This is a genomic window from Candidatus Paracaedibacteraceae bacterium (genome assembly GCA_019636055.1).
Classification (GTDB): Bacteria; Pseudomonadota; Alphaproteobacteria; order Paracaedibacterales; family Paracaedibacteraceae; genus Paracaedibacter.
This window is the reverse complement of the sequence record JAHBYH010000005.1, coordinates 19,190-41,152: the sequence shown is the minus strand read 5'-3', so window position 1 is coordinate 41,152 and position 21,963 is coordinate 19,190. Positions and strand designations below refer to the sequence as shown.

Annotated in this window: 25 protein-coding genes; 12 read left to right on the top strand and 13 right to left on the bottom strand. The window is 41.3% G+C overall.

What is annotated here, in order from left to right:
- Nucleotides 1-53: 53 nt before the first annotated feature.
- Entirely contained in the window at nt 54-2,135 is a 2,082-nt protein-coding gene (ccsA, locus tag KF820_08250; GenBank protein ID MBX3458326.1) for a cytochrome c biogenesis protein CcsA, read from the bottom strand.
- A 136-nt stretch (nt 2,136-2,271) separates the two neighbouring features.
- Here ccsA and KF820_08245 point away from each other — a divergent pair, with 136 nt between their 5' ends.
- The 3 genes from KF820_08245 to KF820_08235 all read left to right on the top strand — a co-directional run bounded on the left by KF820_08245 (nt 2,272) and on the right by KF820_08235 (nt 4,275).
- Entirely contained in the window at nt 2,272-2,697 is a 426-nt protein-coding gene (locus KF820_08245; protein MBX3458325.1) for a hypothetical protein, read from the top strand.
- 319 nt (nt 2,698-3,016) lie between these two features.
- Nucleotides 3,017-3,442 carry a ribose 5-phosphate isomerase B gene (rpiB, locus tag KF820_08240; protein MBX3458324.1) on the top strand — a complete coding sequence of 142 codons (426 nt, stop codon included), beginning with the start codon at nt 3,017-3,019 and terminating at the stop codon, nt 3,440-3,442.
- A complete protein-coding gene (locus KF820_08235; GenBank protein MBX3458323.1) occupies nt 3,436-4,275 on the top strand; it encodes a 4-hydroxybenzoate octaprenyltransferase in 840 nt (279 codons plus the stop codon). Before rpiB ends, KF820_08235 begins: the two co-directional genes overlap by 7 nt.
- Nucleotides 4,276-4,346: 71 nt before the next feature.
- Here the strand turns inward: KF820_08235 and recA are convergent, their stop codons facing one another.
- Nucleotides 4,347-5,402: a recombinase RecA gene (gene recA / locus KF820_08230; GenBank protein MBX3458322.1), complete on the bottom strand. Its 1,056-nt coding sequence runs from the start codon at nt 5,400-5,402 to the stop codon at nt 4,347-4,349.
- 301 nt (nt 5,403-5,703) lie between these two features.
- On the opposite strand from recA, the gene KF820_08225 reads away from it, so the two are divergent.
- Entirely contained in the window at nt 5,704-6,906 is a 1,203-nt protein-coding gene (locus KF820_08225) for a Bcr/CflA family efflux MFS transporter (GenBank protein ID MBX3458321.1), read from the top strand.
- 306 nt (nt 6,907-7,212) lie between these two features.
- On the opposite strand, the gene KF820_08220 is transcribed toward KF820_08225, so the two are convergent.
- The 5 genes from KF820_08220 to KF820_08200 all read right to left on the bottom strand — a co-directional run bounded on the left by KF820_08220 (nt 7,213) and on the right by KF820_08200 (nt 9,741).
- Nucleotides 7,213-7,752, bottom strand: a complete 540-nt coding sequence (locus tag KF820_08220) for a hypothetical protein (protein ID MBX3458320.1) — start codon at nt 7,750-7,752, stop codon at nt 7,213-7,215.
- Nucleotides 7,753-7,757: 5 nt separating this feature from the next.
- Nucleotides 7,758-8,219, bottom strand: a complete 462-nt coding sequence (locus tag KF820_08215; GenBank protein MBX3458319.1) for a hypothetical protein — start codon at nt 8,217-8,219, stop codon at nt 7,758-7,760.
- A 266-nt stretch (nt 8,220-8,485) separates the two neighbouring features.
- Nucleotides 8,486-8,710: a F0F1 ATP synthase subunit C gene (locus tag KF820_08210; GenBank protein ID MBX3458318.1), complete on the bottom strand. Its 225-nt coding sequence runs from the start codon at nt 8,708-8,710 to the stop codon at nt 8,486-8,488.
- Between the two features lie 21 nt (nt 8,711-8,731).
- Nucleotides 8,732-9,472: a F0F1 ATP synthase subunit A gene (locus KF820_08205; GenBank protein ID MBX3458317.1), complete on the bottom strand. Its 741-nt coding sequence runs from the start codon at nt 9,470-9,472 to the stop codon at nt 8,732-8,734.
- A 14-nt stretch (nt 9,473-9,486) separates the two neighbouring features.
- Nucleotides 9,487-9,741 carry an AtpZ/AtpI family protein gene (locus tag KF820_08200; GenBank protein MBX3458316.1) on the bottom strand — a complete coding sequence of 85 codons (255 nt, stop codon included), beginning with the start codon at nt 9,739-9,741 and terminating at the stop codon, nt 9,487-9,489.
- 74 nt (nt 9,742-9,815) lie between these two features.
- Between KF820_08200 and KF820_08195 the strand changes: the two genes are divergently transcribed.
- The 4 genes from KF820_08195 (at nt 9,816) to KF820_08180 (ending at nt 15,612) form a co-directional block, all read left to right on the top strand.
- Nucleotides 9,816-10,256: an MGMT family protein gene (locus KF820_08195; protein ID MBX3458315.1), complete on the top strand. Its 441-nt coding sequence runs from the start codon at nt 9,816-9,818 to the stop codon at nt 10,254-10,256.
- Between the two features lie 130 nt (nt 10,257-10,386).
- A complete protein-coding gene (locus tag KF820_08190) occupies nt 10,387-12,468 on the top strand; it encodes an oligopeptide transporter, OPT family (GenBank protein MBX3458314.1) in 2,082 nt (693 codons plus the stop codon).
- Nucleotides 12,469-12,586: 118 nt separating this feature from the next.
- Nucleotides 12,587-14,929 carry a response regulator gene (locus KF820_08185; GenBank protein MBX3458313.1) on the top strand — a complete coding sequence of 781 codons (2,343 nt, stop codon included), beginning with the start codon at nt 12,587-12,589 and terminating at the stop codon, nt 14,927-14,929.
- A gap of 278 nt (nt 14,930-15,207) precedes the next feature.
- Nucleotides 15,208-15,612 (top strand): hypothetical protein, encoded by a 405-nt coding sequence (locus KF820_08180; protein MBX3458312.1) that lies wholly within the window; start codon nt 15,208-15,210, stop codon nt 15,610-15,612.
- A gap of 21 nt (nt 15,613-15,633) precedes the next feature.
- Here the strand turns inward: KF820_08180 and KF820_08175 are convergent, their stop codons facing one another.
- From KF820_08175 to KF820_08150, 6 genes are read right to left on the bottom strand one after another with little or no spacing between them, the layout of a single operon-like run.
- A complete protein-coding gene (locus KF820_08175; protein ID MBX3458311.1) occupies nt 15,634-16,245 on the bottom strand; it encodes an amino acid transporter in 612 nt (203 codons plus the stop codon).
- Nucleotides 16,246-16,253: 8 nt separating this feature from the next.
- Nucleotides 16,254-16,592: a tRNA-binding protein gene (locus KF820_08170; GenBank protein ID MBX3458310.1), complete on the bottom strand. Its 339-nt coding sequence runs from the start codon at nt 16,590-16,592 to the stop codon at nt 16,254-16,256.
- The gene (gene ispG, locus KF820_08165) at nt 16,589-17,821 is read right to left on the bottom strand and encodes a flavodoxin-dependent (E)-4-hydroxy-3-methylbut-2-enyl-diphosphate synthase (protein ID MBX3458309.1); all 1,233 of its coding nucleotides are present in this window, start codon (nt 17,819-17,821) and stop codon (nt 16,589-16,591) included. Before ispG ends, KF820_08170 begins: the two co-directional genes overlap by 4 nt.
- Nucleotide 17,822: 1 nt before the next feature.
- Nucleotides 17,823-18,572 carry a phosphatase PAP2 family protein gene (locus KF820_08160; GenBank protein ID MBX3458308.1) on the bottom strand — a complete coding sequence of 250 codons (750 nt, stop codon included), beginning with the start codon at nt 18,570-18,572 and terminating at the stop codon, nt 17,823-17,825.
- 34 nt (nt 18,573-18,606) lie between these two features.
- On the bottom strand, nt 18,607-19,023 hold the full coding sequence (locus KF820_08155) for a hypothetical protein (GenBank protein MBX3458307.1): 417 nt from the start codon (nt 19,021-19,023) through the stop codon (nt 18,607-18,609).
- A gap of 59 nt (nt 19,024-19,082) precedes the next feature.
- A complete protein-coding gene (locus KF820_08150) occupies nt 19,083-19,700 on the bottom strand; it encodes a 4'-phosphopantetheinyl transferase superfamily protein (protein MBX3458306.1) in 618 nt (205 codons plus the stop codon).
- Nucleotides 19,701-19,861: 161 nt separating this feature from the next.
- Between KF820_08150 and KF820_08145 the strand changes: the two genes are divergently transcribed.
- The 4 genes from KF820_08145 to KF820_08130 are packed head-to-tail and all read left to right on the top strand — an operon-like array spanning nt 19,862 to nt 21,954.
- Nucleotides 19,862-20,269 carry a hypothetical protein gene (locus KF820_08145; protein ID MBX3458305.1) on the top strand — a complete coding sequence of 136 codons (408 nt, stop codon included), beginning with the start codon at nt 19,862-19,864 and terminating at the stop codon, nt 20,267-20,269.
- Nucleotides 20,270-20,275: 6 nt separating this feature from the next.
- Nucleotides 20,276-20,944, top strand: coding sequence for a beta-ketoacyl synthase chain length factor (locus KF820_08140; protein MBX3458304.1), 669 nt, complete (start codon nt 20,276-20,278; stop codon nt 20,942-20,944).
- Nucleotides 20,945-20,948: 4 nt separating this feature from the next.
- Nucleotides 20,949-21,707 (top strand): 1-acyl-sn-glycerol-3-phosphate acyltransferase, encoded by a 759-nt coding sequence (locus KF820_08135; protein MBX3458303.1) that lies wholly within the window; start codon nt 20,949-20,951, stop codon nt 21,705-21,707.
- Nucleotides 21,700-21,954, top strand: coding sequence for an acyl carrier protein (locus KF820_08130; GenBank protein ID MBX3458302.1), 255 nt, complete (start codon nt 21,700-21,702; stop codon nt 21,952-21,954). Before KF820_08135 ends, KF820_08130 begins: the two co-directional genes overlap by 8 nt.
- Nucleotides 21,955-21,963: the final 9 nt, after the last annotated feature.

Here is a 21,963-nt window from a genome sequence, read left to right as displayed (position 1 = left end):
CCCCTAAAAGTCATTACGTCCGTTGTGATAAATATTTGTAAAACTTTAGTTTTTTAGGGGGATTTATGGCGAAATCTTGTCCACATTCCGATGCCTAAAATGACCCAAGGTAAGATCCATAATAATAAGGTTGCCCACCCAAGGGGAGGGGAGATCAGAACGCGGTCTCCGTATCGGTCCACGAACCAGTCAATGATTTGTTGGTCGGTATAGCCTGTTTCAATTTGTCGTCGGATAATTTTGCGAAGAAGTTCTGCTTCATCAACGGCGGATTCATTGAGATGTTGCCCATTACAGGTTGGACATAAAAGTTGTGATCCCAGATAAACGGCACGTCGCTCTTGGCTTGGGTCCGGAAGTTGTTCGTGAACCTCAATAGCTTGGCCATCGATAAGAAATAGGGGGAATAGGAGATACAACCACCAGCGTTTAGTGATGGATAAGAACCCCGCAAGACCCAGGAGAGCAAAACCAAGCCACATTAAATTAATCCAAGGCTTGTAGCTTAGACGAAATCCCCAACTGTCATCATCATAACGATCGCCTAATGTTACATAAAGATGATCGAGACCTCGTGATTGAATAGCTGATTCGGGGTGGATAATTTTTTGTGTGATAAAGAATCTCTTTTCAGGTTTAAGGTGGCCTTTGTCTGTGGTCAGGACAGCTGTTTGAGCCATGAAATTATCACCCCGTTCACCCTTTAATTCGGAAAATGTGATCGGAATATTGTGAATGGTTGTGGTCTCATGAACCTTGAGGGCGACCAACTTATCTTCTTCGTATCCGGAACTAAGGGCAATTCCGATAGCAGATAACCCCACAGCAAAATGAGCAAGAACCATAGGGATTTTTGTTTTTGCCCAGTGCCGATAAATGATTCCAAGAACCATACTACTACAAAGTCCCATCCCCAGGGCAAAGCCAAATAAGACGGGGATGCTTTTCTGATGGCCATAGTCCCATAAAATCAAGGCACTAATGGCTGCAATTAAAAGAGATGGGCTGCCTGCATTATAGGATTTTTCCCAAGGATCAACAGCCATTAAAACGATGATACTAAGGAAAACAGGAATGATTGTTTTATTGAAGTAAGGAGCACCCACCGTAATTAGGTGGCCGAACCAACTGAGGATAATGGGATACACGGTGCCAAATGTAACAACAAGGGCAGCAAAGCCCATAAGAAAAATCCCGATACTAAGAGGGGTTACCACGGTATTCATTTTGTTGAGTTGAGGCGTGGTTTTCCAGACTTGCCAAGCAAGGGGGATCAGAATAACACAGCAAACAAGTGCCAAGAAAAGACCGCGTTCAGGATCAATAGCAAAACTATGGACTGAAGTGACAAGGCCTGATCGGATAATAAAGGTGCCGATTAAACTGCTGGCCATACTCATGAAACAAAAAGACAGGGCTGAGCGTGATTGGGTCTTGATTGAGCTGTGCAAAGCGGCTGTTTGGAGGAGCCATGGAACAAGGGCTGCGTTTTCAACAGGATCCCAAAACCACCAGCCACCCCAACCCAATTCATAATAAGCCCAAAAACTACCGAGTGAAATGCCAATAGCCATAAAAGTCCATGAAACAGTTATCCAAAATCGAGATAACTGAGATATCCCGCCACTGATCGCCAGCAAAACAGGAATAAAACTGGTGACAATACCCAGATATAGAATCGGTGGGTGGATTGCCAAAAGCGGATCTTGAAGTAACGGATTCAAGTCCTGTCCGTTATCCACAGACATTGCCATGCTCTTGAAAGGATCGCATGCCATAATGAGGAATAGAACGATCGAAAGTGCAATATAATTTAGCCAAGCTAATGCCTTAGGATAAGAACGAGTAGCCAAGATGCCCATGCTATAAAAAAGCACAAGCCATAATAACATTGATCCCTCGTGATTTCCCCAGACACCAGAAATTTTATAGAGGAGTGGTTTGGTTGTATGGGAATATTGAACAACGTGAACAAAGGAAAAATCCGATGTAACATGGGCATAGATAAGCAAGCCGAAACAGCTGAGCAACATGATAAGACTGACTAAGCTTAGTTTTGAAAATCGAGTTGATAGGCTCATTAAGAGGGCTGTGACCAGTAAAAGCCCCTGACCAACATAGGGTAGACCGCCCATTTTATTTCCTTAGCAACCAACAACATTGCACTAACTTTACCGAAAATTGAGGACACTGTCGAGTTTTACACATCCGGTTTCACGAATTAGTAACTTTAACATCATATCATAAATATAGATACATCAGGAGGTGTAAATGCTTCATGTTTTAATGTTGCTCTTTAGTTTTTTGAATGCTTATGATGAATCCGATACGTTAAATCATATCAAGTTTGACTTCTTTTATAAAGTACAGTTTGTGCCGCAAGAGGTATCTGAACGTCCAAGACTGCCTGTGCATTCTTTAGTCCCTGTGGTTGTCCCAACGCTGGATTATCACTTGATTCAACGGGCAAATATTGATCAGCGTGATTTGGATTATTGGATATGGTTTTATAAAGATCATGAAGAACCCAATCTTGAGGCAACGGCATTGCATCGAAAGTTATTACAGCCCGGCGAATTTACGATCGAAAACCTAAGAATTTTTAAGGAGGCCGTATCAAATATGTTTCCAGTGCCAAGGTGTGATTTAATGAAATTGACTGAGAGAACGATCTTGAGACTCAAGAACATTCAATAGAGATAAAGTCATGATGAGAACTTGTCGATCTTATTAATTCAGTGATATTATTAAAAATAATTGGTCTATAGTTATTTGATTTGTGACTGGAAGGTTGTTATACCAAATCTCATTTCTAAATTCTCCAAACGAATTTTGCGAGATTCGGCTTTGCGCATGTGCTTTTGTACACTTGCGCAGCCTCACTCTGAAATCCATTCGTATAATTTAATCTGAGACTTGGTATTATATCTTCGTTCGTGCTTTTCATTGGACACGTCGTTTCTTTTCCTTCGTCGGAGAATCAACTGAAACGACTATATAAAAGAAAGAATAGAGTATGTCAAAAATTTATATTGCAGCTGATCATGGGGGATTTGCTCTTAAAGCAATCTTAAAAGGTTATTTAACAAGTCATACCGTTATTGACTTGGGAACAAAGTCATTGGAGTCTGTCAACTATCCGGATTATGCCCAGAAATTAGCAGATGCTCTTAAAACAGATCCTGACGCGTTGGGGATTTTGATTTGTGGAACGGGACTTGGGATGTGTATGGCTGTGAATCGTCACCAACATATCAGAGCTGCTCGATGTTCGACAGGGCTGGATGCCCAACTAGCGCGTCAGCATAACAATGCTAATGTTCTCTGTTTGGGGGGGCGAGTCTTGGGGGATGAACTGGCGAAACACATTGTTGATGCGTTTGTATCCTTTTCCTTTGACGGTGGTCGTCATCAAACACGGGTCGATCAATTCTCATGTTAAATTCATTGTTGCGTTTAGGGCGATTTGATAAACCCATCGGGATTGCTTTAATTTTATTTCCCTGTTGGTGGGGGCTTGCCTATATTCAAGGATTTGCTATCGATTTAAAATTGATGGCTCTGTTTGCTCTAGGAGCAACTGCTATGCGTGCAGCAGGCTGTATTGTTAATGATTATTTTGATCGTGACGTGGATCAACGCGTCGCGCGCACAAAACTGAGACCCTTGGTCTCTGGTGAAGTGAGTCTTAAGGCTGCTTTTTGCTTCTTCTTGACACTGTGCGCCATTGGTTTATTGGTTCTGATTCAGTTTCCTGTTCGATGTTGGGTGATTGGCGTTGTTGCCACAATATTATTCATGGTCTATCCCTTAGCCAAAAGATTTACGAATTATCCGCAAGTTGTGTTGGGTTTGGCCTTTAATATCGGTTTTCCCATGGCTGTTGCAATTTTTACGCCAAATATTTTCCATATGGGCGTTGTTTTTGGTTATGTTGCGGGGATTTTATGGACGGTTGCTTATGATACGGTTTATGCTTTTCAGGATATTGAGGATGATCGCCATTTAGATATCGGATCAACTGCTTTGGTTTTTGAAAAAGCCCCCAAAACTATTATTACAATTCTCTATTTAGGGATGGGTATGTTATTAAGTCTATCTTGCTATTTAGCACATTCTAGCTTTTTACCATATGTATTTTTTGCCGGGGCTATTGCCTATATTTTGAAAAAATTACAGGTTTTGGATTTGAAAAATGTTGACCAATGTCGAGATTTCTTTGTTGTCAACCAGTGGGTTGGTCTATTGGTTTTCTTAGGGTATTTGGTGAGATAATATGCAGCTTGTTGAATCTGGTAGAGAGTTTTCCTACCCCTCTCTTTAGAGAGGGGTAGGATTCTCAATATTTACGCAGCATCTGCCTCGGCTTCACCCGCAGTTTCCCCATCAGGACCACGCATCATGCCATCGGCTAAAAGACCGGCATTACCACGGATCGCTGTTTCGATTTGGGTGGCAATGTCCGGGTTATCCTTTAAGAATTGACGCGCAGACTCTTTGCCTTGACCAATACGTTGGGATCCCATGGAATACCAAGATCCGGCCTTGTCAACAACGCCAGCAGAAACGCCGAGGTCAATGAGCTCACCGGTTTTGGAAACTCCTTCGCCGTACATGATGTCAAAATCAACCACTTTAAAAGGAGGGGCCATTTTGTTTTTAACAACTTTGACACGGGTTTGGTTACCAACAACCTGATCTTTGTCTTTAATGGATCCAATACGACGAATGTCGAGGCGAACAGAGGCATAAAATTTCAACGCATTACCACCAGTTGTGGTTTCGGGGTTACCAAACATCACACCAATTTTTTGGCGAATCTGGTTGATGAAAATAACCATACAGTTGGTTTTGTGAATAGATCCTGTTAACTTACGCAAGGCTTGGCTCATCAAACGAGCTTGTAGCCCCATATGAGAATCACCCATGTCACCTTCGAGTTCAGCTTTTGGAACCAATGCTGCAACCGAGTCAACGATCAAAACATCGATGGCGCCACTGCGGACAAGAGTGTCTGCAATTTCTAAAGCTTGTTCCCCTGTATCCGGCTGGGAAATAATTAGATTATCAATATTGACACCTAATTTCCTGGCATAGGATGGATCAAGGGCATGTTCTGCGTCAACGAATGCACAAGTGCCTCCAGTTTTTTGTGCTTCGGCAACAGCATGTAGAGCCAATGTTGTCTTACCGGATGATTCAGGGCCATAAATTTCGATGATACGACCACGCGGGAACCCGCCGATACCCAAAGCAATATCAAGCCCCAATGAGCCTGAAGAGACCGCATCAATTTCAACGGTTTCGCGTTGACCAAGACGCATGACGGATCCTTTGCCAAAAGCGCGTTCAATCTGGGATAGAGCGGCGTCTAACGCTTTTCCTTTATCTGTTGTTGTCATGAAAAATCCTCCACAATATGATTCATTGAATTATGGCATAGGTGCTAGGGGATGGCTAGTGGTTTGTTTGTCTTGACGGGGACTGTGATATTGGTATACAAAAGAGTTGTCTATGTATCCAATACGTATAGTCATTCCATTTGATTCTCCGGCAGTATTATATCGTTGCTTATGAACTTAATTGTACGTTTTGCTCTTTGTATCTTGTTGGAAAATTATCGGATCTAATTATATAGACTTTTTAGCTTTTTATCCCTATTTCCATTATAATTGATGTTTAAACCTGATCAGGAGTACGATCATGTCGCGTCTGTTTTTTCCATTACTTGTTTTATCCCTCGTTGCTTGTTGTATTGAGGTTGATATTTCTGTGCCCGGATTTCCTGATATGGCACGGTATTTTGCTGTTGGTGAAGGTGAGATTCAACTCACGGTTGCTGTAAATTTTGCCGGATTTTGTTTGGCGGCCCTTGTTTATGGGCCTTTGTCCGAAGCTTATGGTCGTCGTCCCTTGATGGTTATTGGGAACTTGATTATGGTATTGGGGGCTGTTGGGTGTGTTCTCGCACCTGACTTGCCTCTTTTGTTGCTGGCGCGATTTTTTCAGGGGGTAGGGGCTTCTGCCTCTGCTGTTATCGTCTTTGCAATGATTGCCGATGCTTATCAAGGTGAAAAATCAGCTCGTCTTATTGGGGTTATGAATTCCTTTTTAACAACAGCGATGGCCTTGGCTCCTGTCTTGGGTGGTTTCATTAATGAAGCTATTGGTTGGCGTGGGAATTATGGCGTTGTAGCCTTAGTGACGGTGGTTTCTTGGGTGCTCTTGGTTTTGTATTTACCTGAGACGCGTCAAGAACGAGACATCATTTCAGTCCGTAAAATTACTGCTGATTTTAAGCAACTGTTGTCCAGTGGTCGATTTATGGTTTATGCAATTGTCCCAAGTACGTGCGGTGCTGCTTATTTCGCGTTTATTGCGTGTGCTGCATTTTTATACCAACAAACCTATCAGGTTAATATTGTCGAATATTCTTTGCATCAAGGTATCATTGTTGGTGCCTTTTCACTGGTTAGTTCTTTTTCATCCAATTTCTCCTCTCGTATGGGGCGTCACAGGAGTTTAATGATTGGCGGAGCAATGGGCATTGGCGGGGCATTGCTTATGCTGACCTTAAGTCTTCTAGGGGAATGTGAGGCATTTGCGACAACCTTATCTATGGTCTTGTTCGCTTCTGGCGCTGCGATTGTTTATCCTCTAATTTTTGCGTCATCATTAGAAATATTCCCTAATATTCGAGGCGCAGCATCCTCCCTTATTATGAGTTTTCGCTCATTGCTGATTTCTTTAAGCATTGCCTTAATGGGATACTTTTATAATGGTACAGCGTATAATGTTGCGTTAATTATTCTAGGTATTATGATCGTTGCTTTTGCTTTAACCCTCTTGATTTTGAAGTTTGAGAAGGCAGATATAAAGGCTGAGGCTCAGAGAGCATTTAGTTAACGTGAATTCGATGTAAGAAAGTAAAAAACTTCCTATCAAATTATAATTAATCCGTGTCGTTATAAGGCCCTAACGTCTCCTCTACCTTGGGGAGAGGTCGCTCGAAGAGCGGGGGAGGGGCAAAAAATGACGATCAATAATTCGTTTGTTAATCTTGCTTAGGAATGACGGAGTAGCGCGGGTCGCTAACCAACTAATAATCACCGGGTTTTAAGCATTAATATGTAACCGATTCTTCATAAATCAACTCAAGCATAGAGGTAGGCTCAGTTGTTTTTTAGGAAAGACTGTTCCATTTATGGTGTTCTATGCAATTGCTTTTTTTTTAGATCCACCGTTATTATTTGCCCCTGTATTCGTTAGCAACACTTTAAGTTCTTGTATAGCTAAATCATTTAGTTTTTGTGCTTGCTCTGAATCAAAAGCCTTAATGGACTGCTGTACAATAGTAACCGCTTCGTGTGTTAATGTTTCTTGCAGTTGTCGAACTGTACTGTTGCGCATGAGGTCAAGGGTTGAATCTGCCGCAAGCTGTTTACGTTCGAGGATTGCTTCGATATTAGCATGCATCGTTCGCTGTAGTTCTTCAATTTGTTTGTCTGCTGCCTTTTTCATTGCATCAATTTCTTTTGACAATTGTTTTTCTAATTGCAGCTCTGTTTGTTTGCGATCTTGAGCAATCTGTAAAAGGGTCTGGGCTTCTTCTAACGTAAGCGATACCTCTTTGATCTGGGCATCAATTCCTTGAATCGCTTTGCGATAACCAAACTTTAAAACCGTTCCCATAAAAACAAGGAATCCAATGAGAACAACAAAACTAGCGTCAAAAAAAGATGTTTCGTGCATGGTCTTTATCCTTTTATAGAAGTTGATGCTTGGGATGATTCTGTTAGTTTAGAGATAATGTCCTGAACCAAATGCTTAAGTATATCCTTTGATTTTTCTTCGATTTCGTGACGATCTTTTGTTAGTTGCTCACTTAAGATGTGGGTTTGTTGATGGACGTGCTCTTCAAAGGCATGGATTTTCTCGTCCCGCATTTTATTAAGGTCACTCATCATGTGTGATATTTGAGCATGAACCTGATGTTTTGCCTTGTCAAAATCGTGTGTGTTTTTAGCGGATAAAGCATCAGCTTCGGCAGCTAATTTATTCGCTTTTGTTTTTAGTAGCTCAAGTTCGTGCGCTCGTGATTCCATGATTTTACTCATCCGAGGGATCAGAATCGCTACCATAGCAAAACATAAAATTCCAAAGCAAATCACAAGCCAGAAAATCTGAGATGGAAAGGTTGACATATCGAGTTGGGGCATTTTATCCTCACGCTTTTAGATTCACGCACTCTAATTGTGTATCATGCATCTAATCTTGACTTAATCTTAAACGATGCGATGTTTTAGTCGTTATCGATTTCTGTTATAGCCGATTCTTTATAAGTCGACTATAAAAAACAATGCTGCTCGCGCGTTATTTATGTGCTTTGCTTCACGTTATTTATAGCCGACTTAACATCTGATTGCATCTTGGCAGTTGTGTTGCCTGTAAGGCAAACAACCATCCTAGATAGTGATGTATTAGTTTAGCTAAATAAGATCATCATTGCTGTGACGAATGCCATCAATGCGATAGATTCTGTCAATGCGAATCCTAATAAACCAACAGGCATAACGTCGCTTTTTGCTGATGGGTTGCGCGCGATAGATGTGATCAAGTTAGAAAAAATATTTCCCAAACCAATTCCAACACCGAGTAGGGCGATAACAGCCATACCGGCACCGATCATTTTTGCTGCTGCTAAATCCATGGATCCTCTCTCCTTTTTGAATTAATGCAAATGAATTGCATCGTTTAGATATATACAGGTTAATACCGTGAACACATAGGCCTGGAGGAATGCCACCAGGAACTCAAAGCCCACCACCGCTAGGTTCACGACAAAGGGTAGGGCTGCGACAGGGAACAAACTTGTTCCCGCCAAAATGATCACAAATCCGGCAAAGATCTTGAGCATCGCATGACCTGCCATCATATTGGCAAACAGACGGACGCTCAGGCTGACCGGACGTGTGAAGTAAGACATGATTTCTACGGGAACCAACAGAGGGACAATATAAAAAGGTGTTCCCTCGGGACAGAATAGGCGTAAGAAGTGTGTGCCGTGTTTAATGAAGCCTAGGATTGTTACGCTCACAAAGACAATCATCGCTAGTGCAAATGTGACGATAATGTGGCTGGTGAACGTAAAGCCATAAGGGATCATGCCCAACGCATTCCCCATAAGAATAAATAGGAATAAGCTCATTACATAGGGAAGGTACGGCATACCTTCTTCCCCAATGTTGTCTTTAATCATTTGCCCGACAAAACGATGCAGGGACTCACCAATAAATTGTATACGACCAGGAATTAATTGAGGAGAACGGGTGGCGACTGCCATTAATAAGATCGAACTGAGTGTTGCTAAGACCATAAATAAGGATGAATTTGTGAAAGAAACGTCATACCCAACCAGTGATAACTGAATCAAAGGGGTGATCATAAATTGGTGCAGTGGATCGATCATTATTGTATCTCCGAAATTCAAGTATCCGATTTATTCTGCTCATCTGATTTTACATCGGATGAGCTATAGCTAACAAGTCTAAATATGTTTCGAAAGCCTGCGGCTGCACCTAACAAAATCATAACAATAAGCCCAAACGGCTTTGTATTAAAAAAGTGATCAATGCCAAGACCAAAGATAACACCGACAATAAGGCCGGAAATAAATTCAGTTCCCGCTCTCAGGGCGAGAGAAGCCACTGGTTGTTTTGGGCGATTTGTGTTATGACTCATACAGAACCGTTGTTAAGTTTTCTCAACTTGAGCTCACCTTAGCAAAAAAAACAATTTTGGTAAAATTTATTCTTATGATTTTGAACGTAATTCCTAAAAAAAAATTTGATGTAACCTATGCGGAACAAAAAAAGGGCCTGTTTTCCTTTGGATTATATGGTGTAGTCGAAATCCACTATACGGATGATGTTCTTCATCGTCTTGCTCCTGCTGCCGATCAAGACTGTCCGCCAATGCCGATTTTTCAAAAAATAGTAGCGTCAGGTACGGATTTTCAGGCAGAGGTTTGGCAATATTTGCTATCAGTAAAACAAGGAGAGACTTGCAGTTATAGCGATGTTGCCACAGCTATTGGGCGGCCAAAAGCGTACCGAGCCGTGGGGCAAGCAGTGGGCGCCAACCCTGTTGGTATTTTAATACCATGTCATAGAATTTTAGCTAAAAATCAAGCAATAGGTGGGTTTGCTTGGGGGGTCGATTTAAAAAGAAAATGGCTAAGTATTGAAAATATATGACAATTAATCTTGGTTAAAGTTAAAATATTTGTTAGGCTGGTTGAGTTTAATCGGTTAATTTAGAATTAACGATGCGTAAAGAAAGGGTTAATTCATGTCAAAAACCAATCTTGCAAGAAAGAGTGAGACCATGGAATCACAACAACAATCGGGATCGGTGATCCCGTTTATAAAAGCCTCAGACAACATTCCAGAAACAACAATCAAGGCGATTATTCTTGGTATTATATTAGCTATTGTCTTAGCCGGCTCGAATGCGTACTTGGGCTTGAAGATGGGGCAGACGATCTCTGCATCTATTCCGGCGGCTGTTATTTCAATGGCTGTTTTGCGCCTTTTTAGAAACTCGACTATCCTTGAAAACAATATCGTCCAAACAATTGCTTCTGCTGGTGAAGTTATTGCCGCGAGTACAATCTTTACTATTCCGGCATTGCTTGTTTTGCAGTACTGGCAAACACTAGACTATACACAAATTACATTGATTGCTGTTATTGGTGGCGTTTTGGGTGTTTTATTCTCGGTACCGCTGCGTCGTGCATTGATCGTTGAAGGGGGGCTTAAGTTTCCTGAAGGTGTTGCAACGGCTGAAGTTTTAAAAGCTGGTGCATCCAATGATTCAGACGAATCTGGTTCTGGTGCCGGGTTACTTGTTGGTGGTGCGGTTGGCGCGAGTATCATGAAATTTCTGCAAAGCGGGTTCCAAGTGATGTCTGAATCTGTTGCCGGTTGGGTTAAGATTGGCGGAACCGTTGTTGGTTTCAGCAGTGGTTTATCGCTTGCAATGATCGGTGCTGGTTTTATTGTTGGACTTAAGGTCGCGATTAACTTGTTGGTCGGTACAGCTTTGGCTTGGTTGGTTATTGTTCCTCTTTATGCGTTTTTTGGTGGGCCTGAAGCTTTTGGGTTAACCGCTGATGCTTCTGCTATCGATTTTGCGATGGCAATTAAAGGGGCAAAAATTCGTTATATTGGTGTTGGAACCATGGTTTTTGGTGGTTTATATGCCATTGCTAATTTGATAAAACCAATTAAAGAAGCAGTTAGTTCTTCGTTTGCAGCTATGAAGATGGCTCGTCAAGGCGTTTCTCAAAAACCGGTTAGAACTGAATATGATATTCCCATGACTTGGGTTATTGGCGGAACTTTGCTTTTGTCAATTCCAATTGCTATGCTATTTAATCATGTTATGGCCGGTGCAAATTTGCCGATCTCAAGCATTGCTTATGCAGCAACATTAGGTTTTTTGACGGTTGCATCTTTGGTTATTGGTTTTATTTGTGCTTCCATTGGTGGCTACATGGCCGGTATTGTCGGATCTTCAGCAAATCCGCTATCCGGGATCACGATTGGTGCTATTTTACTCGTTAGTTTTGCGTTGATTGCTATTCTTGGGAATGAAGTCACATTCGGTGTTGCTTCTAAAGAAGTTCTCTCGTTGGCTGCCGTTGTTATCTTTATTGGTGGTGTTGTCGCTGCTGCTGCATCTCTAAGTTGCGATAACTTGCAAGATCTGAAGTCTGGTCAATTGGTTGGTGCAACGCCATGGAAACAACAGTTAACTCTGATTGTTGGTGTTGTTGCTGGGGCGGCTGTTGTTGCTCCGATCCTACAACTCTTATTTGATGCTTATGGGATGGCTGGTGTGTTCCCTCGTGAAGGGATGGATCCATCAAAGGCTTTAGCTGCACCACAAGCAACTCTTATGGCGAGCGTTGCTCAGGGTATTTTTGAGCAGAAATTAGATTGGGCACTGGTTATGATTGGTGTTGGAATTGGTGTTGCGGTTATGTTAGTTGACCGTCTGATTCTTGCCCCTCGTAATGCGGAATATCGCCTATCTGTTCTCGCGATTGCATTGGGTATTTATTTGCCCATGGACGTAACTTTGCCGTTGATTATCGGTGGTGTTGTCAGCTTTATGGCACGACGTAGCCTTAAGAAAAAAGTTGCGTCCGAAACACCTGAGACTCAAGAGAAAGCATATTTAGCATCAGAACGTAAGGGATTGCTATTCAGTGCTGGTATGATCGCTGGTGATGCTTTGATTGGAATTGTTTTGGCTATTCCATTTGCAGCGTACCAAAGCACAAGTGTTTTTGCGCTTGTTGGTGAAGACTTTGTACAGACAGCTACAATCTTAGGAACCATTGCATTTGCCGGTTTTGCTTATGTCTTGTTCAACTTAGGTGCGAAAAAACATACCGCTTAATTGTATAATAAGCTGTTTTTTTAAAAGGCTCTGACATGTCAGGGCCTTTTTTGTATTGCAAAAACAAGGGGGTCAGGTACCATTAAATAGAGAGGGAATTTATTGGTTAGAGGAAAACATGGGACGATTATTGATCTCATTAGTTGCCGTGATTGCTGTAACATGCTGGGCTATGGCATTTGGTTATTTGGCTTATTATGTTCAGGATTGGTACGAGGCCGCTAGTCTTTTAACTATAGGTGGCATTACGTTTGTTGCTTTGATCTATTGGATTCGTGCGGTATATATTAGCCGAGGTCTTTCACTAACCATGAATCATTTACAGGGTGCTGTTAGTGCTTTGGCACCCCATATTGAATCAGTTGCTTTTGATGGGCAGAATAAAGTTATTTGGTCAACACACTTAAATGCTTATCCATCTTTGACCGAATATATTCGAAAACTGATGATGAAAATTGCAGATCCCGGGCTGGCAGAAAAAATAAAATCAATGATTGAGAATCGTCAACGTGGTGAGGTTTTATTTAATACGGGCGGTAATGGGTTAGGGGCAGATCAACGTTGGATTCTTTTCAGTTTATCCCCGTTTGAAAAAAACAGCTTTGTTACTGTTCTGCGAGACTTAACAGTCCATTTTGATTCTTATAACCAATTACGTCAGCAGTTTGATCAATTACAACTCTTCGTTGATCAGGCTCCTTTTGGGATTTTTTATTCAAGTAAGCAAGGTAAAATTCTTGGGGTGAACTCAACACTTAGCAAATGGCTTGATCTGTCACGTGATGAAATAATTGGCAGGCCTGTCAGCGACTTAATCAAGGATGCAGATTCGTACCGCGGGATGGTCCGAGTCTTTAATAAAGGCGGTCCAGGTTTTAAGGCACTTTTATTTAAACCGGAAGAAGGGGGGCAAAATAAGGTAAGCCCATCTATTCTTTGTCGGCTAGATAATGCGGTTGGATTAACTGCAGGTGAGTTAATCCAAGATTCCAGCTATTTAGACGCAGCCATACCGGCAGTTATGATTAATCAATATGGTGATATTGCTTCGTCAAACCCTGCGTTTACAACGATGTTGGGTGAACTTAACCCACGCGGTAAATTTTGTGATCTTGTCGTTCCTGCTCAACGGAATGATATTATTGAGCGATTGACCAAAGCCTTTGAACAGAAAACCATGATATCACCTTTTGAGGTTCGGTTTGAAGGTGATCGGATTCAGACAACAGCTTATCCATCGCGTTCGATTTCCAGAAATGGTATTGCTGAGATTATGCTGCAATTTATCGATATTTCTGAACAAAAGCGGTTGCAGGGGCAATTTATTCAATCTCAAAAAATGCAAGCTGTTGGTCAATTGGCTGGTGGGGTCGCCCATGATTTTAATAATCTATTGACGGCTATGATTGGCTATTGTGATTTGTTGTTGCAGCGTTACTTGCCCAATGACCCCTCATATAACGATATTGTGCAAATTAAACAAAATGCCAACCGAGCCGCAAACCTGGTTCGCCAATTATTAGCGTTCTCTCGTCAGCAAACGTTGCAACCTAAGGTGACCAATATTACCGACAATTTGGTTGAGTTATCAACCTTGCTTCGTCGCTTAATTGGGGCTGGTATTGAGTTGAAAATGGTTCATGCTCGGGATTTGTGGTTTGTCAAAGCTGATATTGGGCAGTTGGAACAGGTGATTATTAACCTTGTTGTTAATGCCCGTGATGCGATGAAATCCGGCGGTGTCTTAACGCTCAGAACATCGAATGTTCATTTTGCAAAACAACAACGCTATGGCCATGATGTCATTCCTAAAGGGGATTATGTTGCAATTGAGGTAATTGATACGGGGACGGGTATTGATCCTGAGCATTTAGAGTTAATTTTTGAGCCCTTTTTCTCAACAAAAGAAGTTGGAGAGGGAACAGGGTTGGGCCTTTCAACTGTTTACGGGATTGTTAAGCAAACAGGCGGTTTTGTTCAAGTAGAGAGTAAAATAGATCACGGAACAATATTTAAAATTTTATTACCACGACATAATGGTGTTGTTGAAGTCGAATCCTTTAAAACGGAGGTCAGTGCACAGGATTTAACAGGTGGTGGGCGTGTTTTATTAGTTGAAGATGAAGATGCTGTCCGTATGTTTAGTGCGCGAGCTTTGCGTGAAAAAGGCTATACTGTGATTGAGGCTAATAATGGTGACTCAGCATTGACGATGGTTGAGAATGGCGAGAAATTTGACGTTTTAATTACCGACGTTGTTATGCCTAAAATGGATGGTCCGACGTTGAATAAGAGAATTCGTGATATTTATCCGACAGCCAAAACAATTTTTATCTCAGGTTACACCGAAGATACATTCCGAAAAAATTTGGATGATGATGCCGATATTCATTTCTTACCAAAACCCTATACCTTAAAGGATTTAGCAGTGAAAGTAAAAGAAGTTATCGAGGCTGCTTAATCTAACGTGAGTTCGATATAAGAAAGATCAGACAGGTTCGTCATCCCCGATCAAGAAATCCTTAGCGTTTTCTAACGAAAACTTATAATTTCTAGTCGAGGATGACGGATTCTATTGCTGGATAGACCTTCTTATGTCGAACTGATGTTATTGTAAGTTAATTATTAATTAATGTATTATACGATATTATCGCTTAGTATTTTAACGATTGATCTATCCTATTTTTTCAAAATTTTATGTGTACAAGAGGCGATTGGTTTTATTTAATAGAGGTTGATATGAAGTTTTTAAATACAGTACTCTTATATAGTTGTTTATGCGGGGCATCTTTTTCTCAAGATGACCATGCAGCGAGTTCTTCTAATAGTAGAAATCATGGTGATGTAGAAGCAAGGGTCAATTTTGATTTACAAGAATATAATGATTTATTGGGACATTTATCTGGGTTCAATATATCTTATTATGAGACACAGCCACTTAATCATGACGACCTAGTAGCAAATTTCCATATAGAAGAAGTTGCGGCTGTGTATCATGCAATGCAGCGTATGCCTCTTCTATTTGAAAGGGCTGGTGCGGATACTATTGCTCATCAAAACTTTACCCTTTTTGAGAATTTTCTGCGTGATTGGGAAAGAAATAAGGGAGTAAAGGTAGCTGATTTTATTCGTGATAACGGTTAATAACAGGTTTTCTTATATATTTTACATCAAAATTGCTGCAGCAATAGCCCACATGATAACCCCAACCAGAAAATCTAGGATTTTCCATGACTTCGGGTTGGTGAAAAATGGGGCAAGATATTGCGCCCCATAGCATAATGAGAAAAACCATGTAATGGAGGCAAGGCAAGCCCCAACAGCGAATGACGGTTGTTCTGCATCTGGGAATTGTGAGCTAATGCTGCCGAGTAAAACAACCGCATCCAAATACACATGGGGATTAAGTAAGCTAAAAGCGAGTGTTAACGCAATAATTTTCCGCCAAGATGGTTTCTTCTTTGATTTGTCGAGTTCTATAGCATGACTTTTTCGCATGGCCAGAAAGGACCGTAATCCATAAATTCCTAAGAAAATAAAACCACCCCACTTTGCGATTTGAATTAAAATAGGGCTCGATTCTAGGAGTGTTGCAAAACCAAAAACACCACATAAAATCAAAACTGTGTCGACAATCGAACAAACGATGGCAATTGTCAAAACATGATTGCGCAAAATGGCTTGTTTTAAAATAAAAGCATTCTGAGCACCAATAGCAATGATTAAACCCGCGCCGGTGCCAAAGCCATTAAAAAACGCTGACCAATCAAAAATCATTTTATCCTCTAGTGAAGTTTTTGTCCGTTGGGAATCGTGCTATCTGTGGTGGCAAGGATGATATGACCATCGGGATCACTAAACCCTACCAATAGGAATTCTGACACAAAACCAGCAATATTTCGAGTCCCTAAATTAACGCAGCCTAACACTGATTTTCCGACCAGATTTTCAAGGGTGTAGTGGTGGGTGACCTGAGCTGATGTTTGTTTAATGCCAATGGTTTCTCCAAAATCAACCCAGATTTTGTAAGCGGGTTTTTTTGCTTTTTGGTTGATCTCGGCTTTAATAATTGTGCCAGAGCGTAGATCAACTTTTTCGAACTCATCATAAGTTATTTGGGTCATGCAGCATTACCGTATCTTGTATGGACATAAGTATTTAGCAATTCCATGAATTCTTCGGCAATGTAATCCCCGCGCAAGGTATGGGCTTTCTCTCCGTCAATAAAGACAGGGGCTACAGGGGATTCGCCAGTACCAGGCAGGCTAATGCCGATGTCGGCATGCTTACTTTCACCGGGGCCATTGACGATGCAGCCCATGACTGCCACTTTCATGGATTCAACGCCAGGATAGGATGTTTTCCAGATAGGCATTTGTTGTTGTAGGTAGGTTTGAATTTTATCAGCCAAGGCTTGGAAATAAGTGCTGGTGGTTCGACCGCACCCTGGGCAAGCAGTTACTTGAGGGGCAAATGACCTTAAGTCTAGCGATTGCAAAATTTCACAACAAACCTGAACTTCCATGGTTCGCGGTTCTCCCGGACGTGGTGTCAGGGATGCTCGAATGGTATCACCAATACCGTTTTGTAACAACACAGCCAAGGCAGACGTTGTGGCAACAATTCCTTTTGATCCGATGCCTGCTTCTGTTAGCCCCAAATGGAGGGCATAAGCACTGCGACGTGCTAGTTCTGTATAGACAGCAATGAGATCTTGGGGACGACTGACTTTGCAGGATAGGATAATCTTATCTGCCGAAAGTCCGATAGACTCTGCTAATTTTGCATTTTCTAAAGCAGATGTAATCAGAGCCTCGCGTAGCACATCATCAGTTGGTCGTGGATTTGACAGTTTAGCATTTTCATCCATCAGTCGCGCAGAGAGATCTTGATCAAGGCTACCCCAGTTAACACCGATGCGGACAGCTTTATTGTGCTGAATAGCTTGTTCGATCATCATCTCGAATTGTTGAGATCGTTTGGTGCCAAATCCCACATTTCCAGGGTTAATGCGATATTTATCGAGAGCAGCTGCGCAATCCGCGACATCTATCAAAAGCTTGTGCCCATTATAGTGAAAACAGCCTGCCAGCGGAGTTGTATAGCCATCTTTTAATAACTGATTTTTAATTGCAGGAATCGCTTTTGCGGCTTCTTCTGTATTGACTGTGAGGCGAACAATCTCAGAGCCGGCATCAGCTAATTGTTTAACTTGTTTAACACTTGAGTTAATGTCAGCTGTGTCTGTGTTGGTCATGGATTGCACAACAACGGGGGCTCCACCGCCAACTTGGATGTTTCCAACCATGACGGCATGGGTCTGATGGCGTTTAATTTCAGGAATATGAACCATTTTATCTTCTTAGGCTTGCAAATAAACTAGGGCTATAGGTTCCCCAAAAGGCGACCAAAGCATACTTGGATACTACCACAAAATAGGTTGGTGATCCAATTTTTGCAAATAGTCCAATGATTGCAAAAATTCCGGCTAAGGCGATGATGAAATCAATGATCGGATTAATGCTTTTAAAGCCAATGAACCGCTCGAGTATTGCTGTGGCAGATAACCCAAACAAGGCACCTTGAGATAACCATGTATGCGCGCCAATTATTGGGTATAGGTGACTTATTGTTATATTTAAAATAGTCAGGCTGATGACAAAGAGCATGAAATTATCTTTAAAGATAACGCGGTCAACCCAGTTAAATAGGATAATAACGGCCATGGCAGCCCCAACAGCAGCAATGACATCAATCCAATCATGGTAGTTATGATCCACAAGAGCCCAACAAATACCTGCAATCACGACACAGCATATTAAAGATATCAGTGTGTTTTTCATGGTTGTCATGATTGTCCCATAAAAGGTGGCTGATGATTGGGCATGTCCACTAGGAAAAGCATACCAATCTTTGCCAATGTGTGATTTAAGGGGGATTTTAAATAGGCTTTTAAGAATAACATTAATGAATGAACTTCCAAGCATGTAAGCAAGAACTTTTAAGAAGTTTTTGCGATCAACAAAATAGATGCCAATCAATAAAATAATAACGATTGTATGAAACTGGGCTGCTTGGAGAAATATATCTGCTAGCGTTTTCATGATTCTGCTTCAGGTCTGTGTATTTATAGCCAGACTATAGCTTGATTCGCTTCTTTAGTGAATCAAGAACTTTAAGAATAGGTTGTTTTTTTCCGGAAACAGTCAAGGCAGCTGTGCCTACAGTTATTAATGTCGGATTTCCAATTGACGTTCCAATGGCAATTAAAGCGGTTCCGATTTTATCTGAATTTTCCACAAAAATGATGGCAATCGGTAGTGTTTCTTGAGTTAAGCCAATGCTGTTATAAATCCCAAGATTTAATCGATTAAAGATTATTTTGGTTGCAAGTATAGAAATTTTAGGGGCATCTTCTGGTAGCTGAGGTTTGGGAATATACTCCTTGGGAGAGCGATCAAACTTCGGCGTCCAGTGTTTGTTTTGAGGAAGGACATCAGTTGCATGTCCTATGGTGACTGATGCTAGAATAAGAGCAAAAAGAATATGTTTCATCATCAAACCTCCCTTCTGCTGAATAGGTAGTTTTTTGGACTTCTAAGTCAAGGGGGGCATCAATGCCGTTCACATAATGTTACCATAAGAGATTGTGTGTTTTCAGGAATGTTTTGGTTTAGAGTAAAACGATGGTCAAGGTAATCGATATTAAAGGGGGTATCTAAAGGGCGATTGATAAGGAGTTGCCCAATATCGACACTGAGTAAGCTTGATATTGTTTGATCCAGATTCTTGGCTAGAGCTTCTTTGGCTGTCCAGATTTTATAGAATCCAATAAGCCCCTCTTCTTTAAAAAACAATTGTTCATGCTCTGTAAAGAAATTGTTGGCAATTTTCTGATGCGATCGAGGTAAGGTCATGTCTTCTAAGTCAAGGGTCGTATACTGATCAGGGGCGGATAAAACGATGCCGATCCAGGATCCTGAATGGCTGATGCTGATGTGTGGCAGGAACTCAGTCGTTGTTGAGGTTAAATAAGGACGTCCTGATTCGTGTCGTCGAATAGAGACATCGGGCACCTCCGGTAGCAATGATTTAACCAAAATACCGCTGAGTTTGCGCCGTACCTCAAAAGAGGGACGAGGCTGAGAGAGCTGCTCTGATGTCAGGTTTTCCCCTTGTTTCTTAATTAGATTGACTATGTCATCGGATCGGACGTTTAGTATTTTTAGCATGATAACATATTGTATTTTATAAAATATCTTGACTCTAGTGTATCGAATGCCTAAATAAATTTAAACAATTTTATTTACATTAAGTGGGCTATGATCTTGACGATTTAATTGACCAGATATAAAATCGAGAACTTGTTCTGGTTTAAAAGAAGGGATTTGAAATGACAATGAAGACAATTTTGACATTAGGCGCAGTTGCGTTAACCTTAATTGGGTGCTCTGGCAAAGAAGACATCGTCAATGTCTCCAAAAGAGAGCTTCCTCCACAAACGACAGCTTTGAGTGATGCTGATGTTGAAAAAATGATCGTGCAGGCAGCGGCACAGCGTCGGTGGGTTTGTGGGCATTTAAAAACCAATAGTTTAGTTTGTACCCAAGATCGTCGTAATATCCATTTGAAAGTTCGGGTCGATTATACAAAGACAGATTTTTCTGTAACGCAAATTTCTGAAAATACAGAAGATCTGCACAAAAAGATTGTTCATAGGCATAATGTGTGGGTTAAAAAACTTGAGAAGACAATTATGGATTTGTTTATTAAGCAAAACCTTAAAAATGTAAGAAAATAGGTGTGTATGAAGATTCTGAGTTGCTATTGGCAAATTGAGGATGCAGTCAAGGCTTGGCCTGAACCTGTAGGGGAGCACGTAATTCCATCCTTGCTACGTCGTCGTCTTACGGATTTAGGCAAAATGGCATTTAACGGATTCTATGCGCTCAATGCACAAGTTGATGGTCAACATATGCCTTGGGTTGTCGCATGTCGCCATGGCGATACAACGCGTATGAACAGACTGTTAACTGAATTGGCAGTTGGAGAGACGTTATCACCAACGGATTTTAGTTTGTCTGTTCATAATGCGATTGCAGCTCAATTTGCTATTGCAACCGGGAATAAGAAAATGCAAACAGCCCTATCCGGGGGGGAGCAAAGTTTTGAGTTGGGATTGCTCGAGGCTTATGCTCTGCAGAAGGAGACGAACGACCTCGTGGGTTATATTTATTATGATCAACCATTGCCATCCCAATATGCTTTGGCGTGTGATGTCCCAAAGGTCTGTATTGCGATGCTGTTATCGGGTGAGGCCAATTCTCAAGAATCAATAGATATATCCTATAAACCTTTGTCTGATGCTGCCCAATCAGGCTTTCTTGAGTTTGTTGACTTTATGGAGAATGACAAGCAAGAGATACAACTTCGAGTGCCGGGTGGGACGTTTACAATGGAGCATCGTTATGGGTGAGCTGATGTATTTACGCAGAATTGCAGCCGTTGGTTTGGGATTTGCTGTTTTTGGGACAGGGGCCTTGACGCTTGGGTTAGTGATATTCCCGGCGTTGATGGTGTTTATCCGCGATCAAGACCGACGCCGCTATGCGGTGCGTTCGCTAATTCGTTGGACGTTTCGTGGGTTTTTAGGAGTATTGAGAGGTCTTGGGGTGATCAAGCTCGTTATTCCCGAGATGACAAAATTAGATAATTTAAAAGGAACATTTATCATTTGTAATCATCCGACATTAATTGATGTTGTGATTTTGATGGCCTATTTAAAGAATGTGCAGTGTGTGGTTAAAAAGGAGTTATGGTCGAATCCTTTTCTGGGGAGTGTTGTGCGAGCAGCTGGGTATTTTCGGAATGATACAGATCCTGAGGTCTTTCTTGATGAATCTAAGAATCAGCTGCACCGTGGAGAAAATATTATTATTTTTCCGGAAGGGACTCGGTCTGTACCGCATACACCCCTTAAATTAGTCCGAGGATTAGGGAACTTAGCTTTAGCATCTAATGCAAATATTCAGGCATTAACGTTATTGTGTGATACTGTTTTTCTAACTAAAGGACAAAAATGGTATAGACCGCCGGCAACAACCACGACGATTGAGCTTAAGATTGGCGAATATTTCTCATTAGAGACGTATGATCCTGAATTACCTCGGTCGATTCGCGTGCGTGCACTGATGCGTGATATTCAAAGCTATTATAACAGGATATTGGGATATGAATGAATTAGAAACCAAAATTAAGCATCTAATTATTGATGCGTTAAACTTAGAAGACGTTACTGTTGATGATATCGACAGCAACGAAGCTCTTTTTGTCGATGGCTTAGGCCTTGATTCCATTGATGCTTTGGAATTAGGAATTGCCTTGCAGAAAGAGTTTGATATCAAAATCAAAGTCCAAGATGATGAAATTAAAAAACACTTTTATTCAGTCAGAACTTTGGCTGAGTTTGTTCAAAATCAACAATGAGAGATGAAA

Coding starts and splice junctions, on each gene's coding strand:
- ccsA (MBX3458326.1), bottom strand. CDS start 2,135: ATGGGCGGTCTACCCTATGTTGGTCAGGGGCTTTTACTGGTCACAGCC.
- KF820_08245 (MBX3458325.1), top strand. CDS start 2,272: ATGCTTCATGTTTTAATGTTGCTCTTTAGTTTTTTGAATGCTTATGAT.
- rpiB (MBX3458324.1), top strand. CDS start 3,017: ATGTCAAAAATTTATATTGCAGCTGATCATGGGGGATTTGCTCTTAAA.
- KF820_08235 (MBX3458323.1), top strand. CDS start 3,436: ATGTTAAATTCATTGTTGCGTTTAGGGCGATTTGATAAACCCATCGGG.
- recA (MBX3458322.1), bottom strand. CDS start 5,402: ATGACAACAACAGATAAAGGAAAAGCGTTAGACGCCGCTCTATCCCAG.
- KF820_08225 (MBX3458321.1), top strand. CDS start 5,704: ATGTCGCGTCTGTTTTTTCCATTACTTGTTTTATCCCTCGTTGCTTGT.
- KF820_08220 (MBX3458320.1), bottom strand. CDS start 7,752: ATGCACGAAACATCTTTTTTTGACGCTAGTTTTGTTGTTCTCATTGGA.
- KF820_08215 (MBX3458319.1), bottom strand. CDS start 8,219: ATGCCCCAACTCGATATGTCAACCTTTCCATCTCAGATTTTCTGGCTT.
- KF820_08210 (MBX3458318.1), bottom strand. CDS start 8,710: ATGGATTTAGCAGCAGCAAAAATGATCGGTGCCGGTATGGCTGTTATC.
- KF820_08200 (MBX3458316.1), bottom strand. CDS start 9,741: ATGAGTCATAACACAAATCGCCCAAAACAACCAGTGGCTTCTCTCGCC.
- KF820_08195 (MBX3458315.1), top strand. CDS start 9,816: ATGATTTTGAACGTAATTCCTAAAAAAAAATTTGATGTAACCTATGCG.
- KF820_08190 (MBX3458314.1), top strand. CDS start 10,387: ATGGAATCACAACAACAATCGGGATCGGTGATCCCGTTTATAAAAGCC.
- KF820_08185 (MBX3458313.1), top strand. CDS start 12,587: ATGGGACGATTATTGATCTCATTAGTTGCCGTGATTGCTGTAACATGC.
- KF820_08180 (MBX3458312.1), top strand. CDS start 15,208: ATGAAGTTTTTAAATACAGTACTCTTATATAGTTGTTTATGCGGGGCA.
- KF820_08175 (MBX3458311.1), bottom strand. CDS start 16,245: ATGATTTTTGATTGGTCAGCGTTTTTTAATGGCTTTGGCACCGGCGCG.
- KF820_08170 (MBX3458310.1), bottom strand. CDS start 16,592: ATGACCCAAATAACTTATGATGAGTTCGAAAAAGTTGATCTACGCTCT.
- ispG (MBX3458309.1), bottom strand. CDS start 17,821: ATGGTTCATATTCCTGAAATTAAACGCCATCAGACCCATGCCGTCATG.
- KF820_08160 (MBX3458308.1), bottom strand. CDS start 18,572: ATGAAAACGCTAGCAGATATATTTCTCCAAGCAGCCCAGTTTCATACA.
- KF820_08155 (MBX3458307.1), bottom strand. CDS start 19,023: ATGAAACATATTCTTTTTGCTCTTATTCTAGCATCAGTCACCATAGGA.
- KF820_08150 (MBX3458306.1), bottom strand. CDS start 19,700: ATGCTAAAAATACTAAACGTCCGATCCGATGACATAGTCAATCTAATT.
- KF820_08145 (MBX3458305.1), top strand. CDS start 19,862: ATGACAATGAAGACAATTTTGACATTAGGCGCAGTTGCGTTAACCTTA.
- KF820_08140 (MBX3458304.1), top strand. CDS start 20,276: ATGAAGATTCTGAGTTGCTATTGGCAAATTGAGGATGCAGTCAAGGCT.
- KF820_08135 (MBX3458303.1), top strand. CDS start 20,949: ATGTATTTACGCAGAATTGCAGCCGTTGGTTTGGGATTTGCTGTTTTT.
- KF820_08130 (MBX3458302.1), top strand. CDS start 21,700: ATGAATGAATTAGAAACCAAAATTAAGCATCTAATTATTGATGCGTTA.